This is a genomic window from Azonexus sp. (assembly GCF_036170495.1).
Classification (GTDB): domain Bacteria; phylum Pseudomonadota; class Gammaproteobacteria; order Burkholderiales; family Rhodocyclaceae; genus Azonexus.
In genome coordinates this window covers 1-11,612 of record NZ_JAVHPH010000344.1, presented here as the reverse complement: position 1 = coordinate 11,612, position 11,612 = coordinate 1, and the positions used below count along the sequence as shown (strand labels likewise).

Genomic DNA, 11,612 nt, shown 5'->3' with positions numbered 1-11,612 from the left:
TGTGCAGGCGGTCGGCGTAGATCGTGATGTGTTGCCGGTAGCGATCGTTGCGGCGTAGCCAGAAAAAGGCCATCAGACCGCTGCAGGCGCCGCCGAAGGCAATGCTCAGCGGCAACGGTGTCCAGGTGATGCGATCGAATTCAGGGCGGCTGCGTAGTTGGGCAACCCACTGGTGGCCGCCAAAATCAATCGGCAGTGTGGTGCGCTGACGGCCGGGTGGGCTGTTTGTTTCGAGGTGCGAGTCGAATAGCAGATTGTCGGGGGCTACGGCGACGTCGTACAGCGCGATGTCGACATCCTTGTTGTCCTTGGTGATCACGCTCGACAGCAGGTCGTGTGCCCGGAACGCCGCGTAGCTGAAGCCGCGCAGCGCCGCCCGGCGTTCCTCAACGGTTTCGTGTCGCTGGCCGGCCCGGTACACCGGCATATAAATCAGAAAGCCAGGCTGGGCGTGCTGTCCGGTTTCCTGGAGCAGGGTGATTTTTCCCGACAGGGTGGGTTCGCCGCGATCCCGGGCCCGGTCCATGGCCAGCCGGCGAACCGGTTCGGAAAACATGTCGTAGCCGAAAGCAATACGGTTGCGTTCGGTGAAGGGTTCGATAAAAACGATGCTGCTGTACTGCTCGCGGTTTCCATTCGGCTTGATGGCGTAATCGGGAAAGCCATCGGCCCGGATAGTTTGCTCGTGCGCGGACTTGTCTGGCGGCTCGATCATCAGCGCAAAACCGGTGGCCTGGATGCCGGGCAGGGTTTCGGCCAGTTGCAGGTTGTTTACATAAAGCCGCCACTCGTCGCGACTGACCTCTTTGCTCGCTTCGGTAAAGGCCGCCGCGCCACGCAGGACCTGGGCATGGCTATTCAGGCGGGAGAGCAGGATGCTGCGTTCCTGCTCGGCACGATAGAGGAAACGCTGGTAAATCTGCTCTTCGGTGTGTTGCCAAACGAAGCCGTAGAGCGCCGCGGTGACGGCCAAAATAAGGCCGAGCGCAAACCAGGCACCACCGCCACGCAGCAGGAGCTGCGGGAGATAGTGGCCGTGTTGACGGATGTCGAGAGGGCCATGTCCTGATTTTTCCACTGTTGTATTTTTTGTTGTTTATGCTCCCACGATAGCACTATATGCAACGCGTGTGGACAGGGTGAATCGTCGCCTTAAAGCCCTGCGGTCAGCGCGCTGGTGACGTCGTGGCTGGCCAGTTCCTCGACGAACCAGCGTAGCGCCTTGCCGTCCTGTCGTGTTCGCCAGGCGGTGTGTAGCGGGATCGCCGGGCGGGCCGTGGCGAGGGCTTTTTCGATTAGCCGTCCGGCCGTGATTTCCGGTTCGGCCAGCCAGCGCGGCAGGTGGCCGATGCCCAGCCCGGCCACCTGGGCCGCGACCTTGGCACGCATGTCGGGAACGCGCAGGACATCCTGTCCTTCAAGCAGGCCGACGGTACGGGCGTCGAGCTCCTGCGAGGTGTCGGCGATGACGATGGCCCGATGATGCAAGAGTTCGCTGGCCGGGATGATGTCCGGCCAGGTGGCCAGCGGGTGCTCCGGGGCAATGGCGAAAACGAAAGCGGACTGGGTGCACAGCAGGCTGGTGGCGATGCCGCTGCGTGCGGGTGGATCGCCCGGTGCCCCGATCGCCAGGTCGGCCCGGCCGGTCGCCAGGGCATCCCAGGTGCCGCCGAGGACTTCGCCGGAAAGCCGGATCTGCGTGCCGTGGCCGGCGGCGTAGAAGCGTTTGAGCAGCGGAAAGATGCGTTCAATCGGAATGATGGCATCGAGCGCGATGCGCAGTTCGGCCTCCCAGCCGTCGGCAATGCGCTGGACGCGGCGCTCCAGTTCGCTTGCCGCGCGGAGCAGGTGGCGGCCGTCGTCGAGTAGCGTGCGTCCGGCCTCGTTGAGCGTGGCCTTGCGCCCTTCGCGTCGGAATAGCGTGACACCGAGATCGCTTTCCAGCTTGGCCACGGCATGCGACAGCGCCGAGGGTACGCGATGCAGCGCGGCCGCCGCCGCAGTGAAGCTGCCCAGGCGTTCGATGGCATCGAGGATGAGCAACAGATCAAGCGATATTTTCATATGAAAAATATTAAACGATAGGCTCATAATAATTCGCTGTTTTTAATTGAACACGGCGAATAGTATGGTGACTAATTGGTACGATTCATTCACAAGGAAACTGAAAATGATCCAGCTTCGCCCCTCTGCCGAACGCGGTTACGCCGACCACGGCTGGCTGCGCGCCAGGCATAGTTTTTCCTTTGCCGATTACTATGACCCGGCCGAAATGGGCTGGGGTGTCCTGCGCGTCATCAACGAAGATCGCATCGCGCCGGGCAGCGGCTTCGGCCGGCACGGCCATCGCGACATGGAAATCGTTACCTACATTCTGTCCGGCGCGCTGGAGCACAAGGATAGCCTTGGCCACGGCGGCGTCATTCGGCGCGGCGAAGTCCAGCGCATGAGTGCCGGCAAGGGCATTCTGCACAGCGAGTCGAATCCGTCGAACGAAGAAGAGACGCACCTGCTGCAAATCTGGATCGAGCCGGCGCAGTGCGGCACGCCGGCCAGCTACGAGCAACAGGCCCTGCCGCTCGCCGAACTGCGCGGCGGCTGGCGCCTGGTGGCCTCGCCGGATGGCGCTGGCGGCAGCACGACCATCGGCCAGGATGCCCGCTTGTGGGCCACCGTCGTGGCGCCGGGCGAAAGCATTGATTACCGCCTGCCGGCCGGCCGGCTGGGCTACGTGCAGGTTATCTACGGTCAACTGGACATAAACGGTAAAAATGTAGGTGCTGGTGACGGCGCCAAGATTGCCGACGAAACCGATCTCAAATTTTCGGCGAGCGAAGAGGCTGAATTCCTGCTCTTCGACCTGCCGCCTGCTGCCTGACTCCCCCTTCACCAAAACTGAAAAGGATTATCGCCATGAGCAAAACCATTGTCGTTTATCACTCCGGCTACGGCCACACCAAGCGCGTTGCCGAAGCCGTCGCCGAAGGCGCCGGGGCCGCGTTGCTGGCCATCGACGCCGATGGCAATCTGCCCGAAGGCGGCTGGGAAGAGCTGGCCGCTGCCGATGCCATCATTTTTGGCACGCCGACCTACATGGGCGGCCCGAGCTGGCAGTTCAAAAAATTTGCCGATGCCTCGTCCAAGCCCTGGTACGCGCGGGCCTGGCAGGACAAGGTGTTCGGCGGCTTTACCAACAGCGCCAGCCCGGTCGGCGACAAGGGTGCGACGCTGATTCAACTGCACACCCTGGCCTCGCAGCACGGCGGCATCTGGGTCAGTCTCGGCATCCTGCCGGCCAACACCAAGGCCGCCACCCATGCGGACGTCAATCATCTTGGCGGCTCGGTCGGCTTGCTCGTCCGCTCGCCCGCCGATGCCAGCGTCGACGAAGTGCCGGCCGGCGATCTCGATACTGCCCGCCGCTACGGCCAGCGCGTCGCCGCAATCGCGGCACGCCTGCACGGGTAAAGGCAGGCGCGGGTGGCCACTGGCCGCCCGCTCGCTGCTATAGTGAGGTCATTCCCCAACTTTCCGGAGTGACCGCATGGCACTGACAACCTCGCTGGCCGACCTCGCGATCATTCTGGTCGAGCCGTCGCCGATGCAGGCGCATCTGGTCAGCCGGATGCTTGAGCACCAGGGTGTCAAAAAAGTCACCACGGTCGACACAGCCGGCGCGGCGCTGGCCGCGCTGAAGGCTGAAAGCAGCAACGTCATCGTGATCAGCAGCCTCTACCTGCCCGATCTGGCCGGCACAGAGCTGGTCGCCGCTATGCGCGCCGATCCCGATTTTGAAACTGTGCCGTTTATTCTCGTCTCCAGCGAAACCCGGCCGCAGGTGCTCGAACCGGTGCGCCAGTCCGGCGCCTGCAGCATCGTCGCCAAGCCCTTTGACGAACAGCAACTGTCGCGCGCGCTCTATGCCGCCGCCGACTACCTCAATCCGCCGGAAGATCTCGACGTTGCCGAAATCGAAAACCTGCGCGTCCTGCTCGTCGATGACAGCCTGTCGTCGCGCCGCCATTTGCGCCGTCTGCTCAGCGAACTGGGCATCGAGCGCATTACCGAGGCAGTCAATGGCAAGGAGGCGGTGAGCTTGCTCGAACAGGCCATGGTCGACCTGGTGATTACCGACTACAACATGCCGGAAATGGATGGTCGCGAACTGACCGAATACATCCGCACGCAAAGCTGGCAGGCCGAGGTGCCGGTGCTCATGGTGACCAGCGAGCAGAACATGGGCCGCCTGGCCGCCGTCGAGCGGGCCGGCGTTTCGGCCATCTGCGACAAACCGTTCGAAGCCGGCAGCATTCGTCGCCTGATCAGCGAGTCCTTGACGCGGTAAGGCCGATGACCTGCCGGCGGACGACGATGATCAAGGCGAGCAGGACGAGCAGCGGGTCGAGCAGGACATCCCACAGGTTGGCGAAAACGCCGCTGGCGTAGCCGGCGAGGTCGATGGCGAGAATTGTCAGCCAGAGGTCCTGCCGCTGCCACCACAAGGCCAGGCCGAGCGGTAGCAGGGTGGCCAGCAGCCAGGTTGGCTGGTAGCCGAGGGCATAGGGGTCGAACGACCCCGCGCCGAGCGCAGCGGCATAAAACGGTATGGCAAAAACGAGCAGGCCGAGCGCCGGTCGCTCACTGAGCGGCGATGGTGTTTTGTCGGCCAATTGCAGGATGGCTAGCGCGACGAGGGTCAGTGAGGGCGTGCCGAAAAAAGCGTGCATGCCGGGCGCAATGCCGACCACCAGCGCCAGCGTGGTCGCCGCCAGCGCGACGCGGGCGCGCAGCTCGCCGAACGGCACGAGGGCGGTCAGCGCCCCGAAAATCAAGGCGTGGGCGAGTAGACCGTAGGCGGCCAGCGGGTTCATGGCTGCCCTCCGTCGAGCCAGGCTTCGCTGAATACGACATGCTTGATACCTTGCCGGCGCCAGTCATAGGCGAGGTGGACGCGGCCGTCGCGGCCGAGCAGCAGGGACGGGTTGCCGTAGTCGGCGCCGCCATCGGGGGCGGCTTCGACCGTGCGTGCTTCCCGCCAAGTTTTGCCCTGGTCGGCCGACAGCCAGAGCAACAAGGCCTGTCGCCCGCTGGCCGGGTTGCCGGCGAGCAGCAGCCGGCCGCTCTTCAGGCGGAGCAGGGCGACGGAGGTATTCGGATTGGCCACGGCGAGGGTTTCACCGGCCTGCCAGCGCCGACCGCCACTGTCCGTTGTCGCCAGCCGAACTGAACCCGGCACCGGGCCGGCATCGCGCAACACAGCGATGGCCCGCTGCTCGTCGAGGGCGGCGACGGCCGGTTGCAGCGTGGCGGTTGTGGCGGGCAGGCGAGCCTTGTCGAGAATCTGCCCAGTCGCCGACAGGCGCAGCCATTCGCCGTGCTGGCCGATAAAGTCGTGGCTGATCGCCAGGCCCAGTCCGCCATCGGCCAGCGGCACGGGGGCGGCGCGGACGGTGCCGCCGAAATTGGCCAACGGCGAGATTGGCAGACGGGCCGGTTTGGTCCAGCTCTTGCCGCCATCGGTCGATAGGCTGTAGTTGATCGAGCTGCCCAGCGTGCTGCTGGCGTACCACAGGTGCAGCCAGCTCCCTTCGCCGTGCAGGACCGGGTTGCCGAGCCGGCCGATCTGGGCAAAGGTGCCGGCGGCCGTGCTTTCGGGGGTGGCGATGAGCACCGGGCGACGCCAGCCGCCCCGATCGCGCACGCTGAAATGGACGGTCATGGCGTCTTCGGGGCCGGCCAGCCAGGCCGCGGCGATGCGGCCGTCGGGCAATTCGGTCAGGTTGGGGGCGGCGGCCGCCAATCCGGCATCGCGCCAGAGCATTTCATTGACGCAGCGCGCTGGCAATGTCGATGCTACGGCGGCCGGCGGCGGGGCAAATCCGGGGGCGCCAGGCGTCGGGGCGCGCCAGAGTGCCCCGGCCAGTGCCACGGCGAACGCGAGGAGCGCGAGGGGGTGGAGGGAAAAAGGCATGGCATCAGTTTAACCGGCTTGCTGCGGCGGGCCTCATTTTGCAAATTTTGACGCCGGTGCGAATGACGAAGCAGCCCACCAGGCCGCGAATTCGGTAATAATCCCCGGTACCTGGGAGGGTTATTAAAATGCGAATAAAGTACTTTGTATTCGGCGCTTCGGCGATCGTTGCGACCTTGTTCTTCGGTGGGGCTTATTGGTCGCTTGATCGCATTTTTGACAACATCGTCCGGGCCAATGCTGCGCGCGCTTCTGCAGCGACGACCCAGATTACCTTTGCCTCGATGTACCAGCTGATGAGCCAGGGGTGGCGGCGCAGCCAGGCCGATGCTTTTCTGCATGCCATCGCGGTGGCCGGTAAGGAAAACGGATTGACCGTGCAGATTTACCGCAGCCAGATGGTGGTCGATCTCTACGATGAAATCGAGCAGCCGCCTTTCGATTCCGATCTGCAAGAGGTGATGAGCAGCGGTAAGCCGCTACGCCGCGATACGGCCGATTACGCCCGGCATATCTACCCGCTGGTGGCCGAGGCCAAGTGCCAGCGTTGCCACCGCAATGCCAAGGTTGGCGATGTGCTCGGCGCGGTCGAGGTGCGCCAGGATTACGCCACACTGCTGGCTGATGCCCGGCGCGATCTGTATCTGGCATTTGCCCTGCTCGTGCCGCTGGCGGCCGTGCTGGCTGGCGCCGCCGTGTGGTGGGTCGGGCGGCGGATCGAAGGGTCGCTCGAAGGTCTCCAGGCGGATTTCGATCAGGTCAATGCGGTTGGCGATTTACGCCATATTTCCATCGCCCAGCGCGACCTTGGTTTCGTTGAGTTGAACGGGGTATTTGCGGCGCTCGACCGCTTGCTGGCCAAGCTGCGGACCATTGCCGTCGACAAGGAAATCCTGACCTTCGAGATCGGCCTGCTTGAAAAATTTGTCATTACCTCCGAGGTCGTGCGTGACTGGCGCGAATATGTCGGGCGCTTGCTCTGCGACATCAACGGCATCCTGCCGGCGCATACACTGTTCTCTATTTTCAAGATCGACGACGAATTGTTCGACCTTGAGGTTTTCTGGCGCGGGCCGGTCACCGAGCGCACCCGGACCATGATGGAGTTGCATATTCGCCAGGAGCTGGCGGGCCTGCCGACTTTCGCCGATATTGGCACCTGCAACATCCATCACCATGTTTCGAGCCAACTCGGCGAGCCGATCGATTTGACCGAGGAGGATGTGGCGCTGCGCGTCAAATCCTTCTTTGTCGATAAGCCGAAGATCGGCGGCATCGTCGGCATTGGGGTGCAGGCCGGCGTGCTCGACGATGAGACGCGGTATCTGGTGATGGAAAGCGTCCTGTCGACCCTGCTCAACGTCGTCGGGTCGGTCAAGGCGATCTACAAATACACCCGCGATCTCGAGTATTACGCTACCCGCGATCCGCTGACCGATCTGTTCAACCAGCGTGTTTTCTGGGAGCTGAGCTTCTATGAAGTCGGCCGCGCCCAGCGTCATGGCTACAGCTTCGGCTTGCTGCTGATCGACCTCGATAATTTCAAGCTGATCAACGACAACCACGGTCACGTGGTCGGCGATACCTATCTCCAGCGCTTTGCTCGCCAGGTGCAAAATGCCTTGCGCGATGGTGACATTCTGGCCCGCTACGGTGGCGACGAGTTCGTCGTGCTGTTGCCGGAAGCGGATGCCAATGCGGTGCTTTTGGTGGCCGAGCGTATCCGCCAGGCAGTCGAATCGATGGAGGTGGCGACGCCGCAAGGCGCGATCGTGCACGGCACGGCGTCGATCGGGATGGCGGTGTTCCCCGATCATGCCGACAACGCCAAGGATCTGCTGCTCTTTGCCGACAATATGATGTACAAGGCCAAGGGGGCGGGCAAGGGGCAGGTTGCGGTGCCGACTCAGGACGACATCGTGTCGGTGTTCCGTGACATTACCCAGAAGAGCGTCATGGTCCTCGATGCCATCGAGGCGAAGCGTGTCGTGCCATTCTTCCAGCCCATTCTCGATATTGCCGAACGGAAAATCGTCGCCTACGAAGTCCTCTCGCGCATCGAACTCGATGGCGAGGTCATCCGGGCTGACGAATTCGTCGAAATTGCCGAGAAGATCGGGGTCATCCATCGCCTCGACATGATGGTCATCGAACAGGCCCTGACCATCCTCTCGGCGCGCGGCCACTGCGGCGAAGTGTTCATCAATCTCTCGCCCCGGGCGCTGGTCTTCAACGAGTTTGCCCGCGACCTGCGGCGGATCGTCGCGAAGAGCGGCATCTCCCCGCACAACATCGTTTTCGAGATCACCGAGCGCGACACCGTCAAAAACCTGTCACTGCTCGAACGCTTCCTCAATGATCTGAAAAGCGATGGCTTCAAACTGGCCATCGACGATTTCGGTTCCGGCTTCTCGTCCTTCCACTACCTGCGCCGCTTCCCGATCGACTACCTCAAGATCGAGGGCGATTTCATCGCCAACATGCTCAACAGCGAGAAGGACCGCACCTTCGTCGTCAGCATCCGTTCGTTGGCGCGCGACATGGGCATCACCGTGGTCGCCGAATATGTCGAGTCGGCCGAGGTGCTGGCCGAACTCGTCGGGCTTGAGGTCCAGCGGGCCCAGGGCTACTACATCGGCCGGCCGGCGCGTGAGCTGCTGCCCGTCGATTGGTCGCCGGCCGAGTGATCAGCAGCCCTTGTATTGCGGCTTGCGCTTCTGCATGAAAGCGTCGATGCCCTCGCCGGCATCGGCGCTCATCATGTTGCAGGCCATCACCTCGCCGGCGTAGTCGTAGGCCTCGCTCAGGCCCATTTCGAGCTGCTGGTAGAACATCCTCTTGCCCATGCGCACGGCGACGGCGCTCTTGGCCAGGATGTTGCCGGCCAGACGCTCGATTTCGGCATCGAGCGCATCGGCCGGGACGACGCGGTTGACCAGGCCCTTGGCCTTGGCTTCCATGGCGTCGATGAACTCGCCCGTAAGCAGCATTTCGAGTGCCGCCTTGCGACCGAGGTTGCGCGCCAGGCCAACCGCCGGCGTCGAGCAGAACAGCCCGACGTTGATGCCCGACACGGCAAACTTGGCGACATCGGCCGCCACCGCCAGATCGCACATCGACACCAACTGGCAGCCGGCGGCGGTGGCAATGCCATGCACGCGGGCGATGACCGGCTGCGGCATCCGCGTGATGCTCAGCATGAGCTCCCCGCACTGCTTGAACAGCGCCTGCATGAACGCCTTGCTGTGATTGCCACGCATTTCCTTGAGGTCATGGCCGGCGCAAAACGCCTTGCCAGCCCCGGCAATGACGACAACGCGCACGCCGCTCGAGGCGGCGATGGCATCGAGTTCGGCCTGCAGGGCGCTCAGCATGTCCTTCGACAGCGAGTTGAACTGGCCGGGACGATTCAGCGTCAGCGTCGTCAGGCCATCGGCGCGGTCGGTACGCAGGACGAGGGGTTCTTCGGCGGCGGTGTTCATGCGTGTCTCCTGTTTTTATTGAAACATGCAGCGTAGCGCAGGCTGTACCGCGGTGCCAGATACCGGCCACAACTTGGTTTGCAAAAAACGTGGTCTGTCCGTGATTTTCCGGTTTTCTTGCCGGTTTTCGGTTTTTTCAAATTTGGTCGTTTTTTACGTTTCACGTAGTAAACCCGGTTGACCGTAGCAATGTCCTTCGGCGTACTTAAACGGAAGCTGCCCGGTCGGCCGCGGTAAAATGTCGCCCATGAATTCGCCGCGCTACGTCCACCTTCGTCTCCATTCCGAATATTCCGTCACCGATGGCATCGTGCGCATCGGCGATGCCGTCAAGCGGGCGGCTGGGGATGGCATGCCGGCCATGGCGCTGACCGATCTGGGCAACCTGTTTGGCCTCGTCAAGTTCTATTCCGGGGCGCGCGGCAAGGGGGTCAAGCCGATAGCCGGGGCGGATGTCTGGATCGCCAATCCGGCGTCGCCCGACGATGCTAGTCGCCTGCTCCTGCTGGCGCGCAACAACGCCGGTTACAAGCAGTTGTGCCAGTTGCTGAGCAAGGCTTATCTGGTTGAAGGGCGGCGTGACCGGGCCGAAATCAATCGTGAGTGGTTCAGCGAGGTTGGTTGCGACGGGCTGATTGCCTTGTCCGGGGCGCATCTGGGCGATGTCGGCGAAGCGTTGCTGAACGGCAATTTCGATCTGGCCGGCCAGCGGGCCAAGGCCTGGGAGGCGATTTTTCCCGGCGCGTTTTATTTGGAAGTGCAGCGCTACGGCCAGCCGCAGCAGGAGGCCATCGTCCAGCAGACGGCCGATCTGGCTGGTGAAACAGGCATTCCGCTGGTCGCGACGCATCCCGTCCAGTTCATGAATCGCGATGACTTTCGCGCCCACGAAGCGCGCGTTTGCATCGCCGAAGGCTACGTGTTGGGCGATACGCGACGCCCGAAGATTTATACCGAGGAGCAGTATTTCAAGACCCAGGCCGAGATGGTCGCGTTGTTCGCCGACCTGCCTGAGGCGCTGGAAAACGCGCTGGAAATTGCCCGCCGCTGCAATATTACGATGACGCTGGGCAAGAATTTTCTACCCGATTTCCCGATTCCGCCGGGCATGACCATTGACGAATACCTTGTCGATGAAGCGAGAAAGGGGCTGGAGGTCCGCCTCGCCGAGCTCTATCCCGACCCCGCGGTGCGTGTGCAGCGCCGGCCGGAATATGACGACCGCCTCGTCTTCGAGTGCAATACCATCGTCCAGATGGGCTTCCCCGGCTACTTCCTGATCGTTGCGGACTTCATCAACTGGGCCAAGCAGAATGGCGTTCCGGTCGGGCCGGGCCGGGGTTCCGGCGCCGGTTCGCTGGTTGCCTACAGCCTACGCATTACCGACCTCGACCCCTTGGCCTACGCCCTGCTGTTTGAGCGCTTTCTCAATCCGGAACGGGTGTCGATGCCTGACTTCGACGTCGATTTCTGCCAGGATAACCGCTGGCGCGTCATCGAATACGTCCGCCAGCACTATGGACAGGATGCGGTGAGCCAGATTGCCACCTTCGGCACGATGTCGTCGAAGGCGGTGATCCGCGACGTCGGGCGCGTCTTTGGCCTGCCCTATTCGATGTGCGACCGGATTTCCAAGCTTATTCCGATTGTCCAGAACAAGCCGGTATCGCTGGCCGAGGCGCTGGAGCAGGAGCCGCAGTTACGCGAGATGATGGAGGGCGATGGCGATGGCGAAACCATCCGCGAACTGTTCGATCTGGCCAGCCGCCTTGAAGATTTGACACGTAACGTCGGCATGCACGCCGGCGGGGTTTTGATCGCGCCGGGCAAGATCACCGATTTCTGCCCGATCTATCAGGCCCCTGGCAGCGATGCGTCGACGGTGTCGCAATTCGACAAGGACGACGTCGAGAAGGTCGGCCTCGTCAAGTTCGACTTTCTTGGCCTGCGCAACCTGACCATTATCGAGCTGGCCGTCGAGTACATTCGCCGGATGACCGGCGAGAAGCTCGATTTGATGAGCCTTGGGTTCACCGACCCCGCGGCTTACCAGATTCTCCGTGACGCCAACACGACGGCGATCTTTCAGGTCGAATCGGAAGGGATGAAGAAGCTGCTCAAGAAGCTGGCGCCCGACCGTTTCGAAGACATCATCGCCG

At 62.7% G+C, this 11,612-nt stretch carries 10 protein-coding genes; 5 read left to right on the top strand and 5 right to left on the bottom strand.

The features are described 5' to 3' along the window. The coding region (locus tag ADADOO_RS12825; RefSeq protein WP_511277895.1) for a CHASE domain-containing protein at window positions 1-1,078 on the bottom strand (1,078 nt) is incomplete at its 3' end. Window positions 1,079-1,152: 74 nt separating this feature from the next. After that, the gene (locus ADADOO_RS12820; protein ID WP_511277894.1) at window positions 1,153-2,064 is read right to left on the bottom strand and encodes a LysR family transcriptional regulator; all 912 of its coding nucleotides are present in this window, start codon (window positions 2,062-2,064) and stop codon (window positions 1,153-1,155) included. A gap of 106 nt (window positions 2,065-2,170) precedes the next feature. Here ADADOO_RS12820 and ADADOO_RS12815 point away from each other — a divergent pair, with 106 nt between their 5' ends. The 3 genes from ADADOO_RS12815 to ADADOO_RS12805 all read left to right on the top strand — a co-directional run bounded on the left by ADADOO_RS12815 (window position 2,171) and on the right by ADADOO_RS12805 (window position 4,345). Continuing rightward, complete coding sequence (locus tag ADADOO_RS12815; protein WP_511277893.1) at window positions 2,171-2,878, top strand: pirin family protein; 708 nt, start codon at window positions 2,171-2,173, stop codon at window positions 2,876-2,878. Window positions 2,879-2,913: 35 nt separating this feature from the next. Further along, on the top strand, window positions 2,914-3,468 hold the full coding sequence (locus ADADOO_RS12810; RefSeq protein ID WP_511277892.1) for a flavodoxin family protein: 555 nt from the start codon (window positions 2,914-2,916) through the stop codon (window positions 3,466-3,468). 76 nt (window positions 3,469-3,544) lie between these two features. Then, window positions 3,545-4,345: a response regulator gene (locus ADADOO_RS12805; RefSeq protein WP_511277891.1), complete on the top strand. Its 801-nt coding sequence runs from the start codon at window positions 3,545-3,547 to the stop codon at window positions 4,343-4,345. On the opposite strand, the gene ADADOO_RS12800 is transcribed toward ADADOO_RS12805, so the two are convergent. After that, the gene (locus ADADOO_RS12800) at window positions 4,323-4,871 is read right to left on the bottom strand and encodes a hypothetical protein (protein WP_511277890.1); all 549 of its coding nucleotides are present in this window, start codon (window positions 4,869-4,871) and stop codon (window positions 4,323-4,325) included. The two genes, ADADOO_RS12805 and ADADOO_RS12800, sit on opposite strands and share 23 nt — an antisense overlap. Beyond that, window positions 4,868-5,971 (bottom strand): exo-alpha-sialidase, encoded by a 1,104-nt coding sequence (locus ADADOO_RS12795; protein WP_511277889.1) that lies wholly within the window; start codon window positions 5,969-5,971, stop codon window positions 4,868-4,870. The genes ADADOO_RS12800 and ADADOO_RS12795 overlap by 4 nt, the downstream gene beginning before the upstream one ends. A 128-nt stretch (window positions 5,972-6,099) precedes the next feature. Between ADADOO_RS12795 and ADADOO_RS12790 the strand changes: the two genes are divergently transcribed. Further along, a complete protein-coding gene (locus ADADOO_RS12790) occupies window positions 6,100-8,658 on the top strand; it encodes a putative bifunctional diguanylate cyclase/phosphodiesterase (protein ID WP_511277888.1) in 2,559 nt (852 codons plus the stop codon). Here the strand turns inward: ADADOO_RS12790 and ADADOO_RS12785 are convergent, their stop codons facing one another. After that, window positions 8,659-9,453: an enoyl-CoA hydratase gene (locus ADADOO_RS12785; protein ID WP_511277887.1), complete on the bottom strand. Its 795-nt coding sequence runs from the start codon at window positions 9,451-9,453 to the stop codon at window positions 8,659-8,661. A 238-nt stretch (window positions 9,454-9,691) separates the two neighbouring features. Here ADADOO_RS12785 and dnaE point away from each other — a divergent pair. Further along, the coding region (gene dnaE, locus ADADOO_RS12780) for a DNA polymerase III subunit alpha (RefSeq protein ID WP_511277886.1) at window positions 9,692-11,612 on the top strand (1,921 nt) is incomplete at its 3' end.

What these genes read in the sequence shown, in the direction of transcription:
- ADADOO_RS12820 (WP_511277894.1), bottom strand. Translation starts at nt 2,064, where the DNA reads ATGAAAATATCGCTTGATCTGTTGCTCATCCTCGATGCCATCGAACGC.
- ADADOO_RS12815 (WP_511277893.1), top strand. Translation starts at nt 2,171, where the DNA reads ATGATCCAGCTTCGCCCCTCTGCCGAACGCGGTTACGCCGACCACGGC.
- ADADOO_RS12810 (WP_511277892.1), top strand. Translation starts at nt 2,914, where the DNA reads ATGAGCAAAACCATTGTCGTTTATCACTCCGGCTACGGCCACACCAAG.
- ADADOO_RS12805 (WP_511277891.1), top strand. Translation starts at nt 3,545, where the DNA reads ATGGCACTGACAACCTCGCTGGCCGACCTCGCGATCATTCTGGTCGAG.
- ADADOO_RS12800 (WP_511277890.1), bottom strand. Translation starts at nt 4,871, where the DNA reads ATGAACCCGCTGGCCGCCTACGGTCTACTCGCCCACGCCTTGATTTTC.
- ADADOO_RS12795 (WP_511277889.1), bottom strand. Translation starts at nt 5,971, where the DNA reads ATGCCTTTTTCCCTCCACCCCCTCGCGCTCCTCGCGTTCGCCGTGGCA.
- ADADOO_RS12790 (WP_511277888.1), top strand. Translation starts at nt 6,100, where the DNA reads ATGCGAATAAAGTACTTTGTATTCGGCGCTTCGGCGATCGTTGCGACC.
- ADADOO_RS12785 (WP_511277887.1), bottom strand. Translation starts at nt 9,453, where the DNA reads ATGAACACCGCCGCCGAAGAACCCCTCGTCCTGCGTACCGACCGCGCC.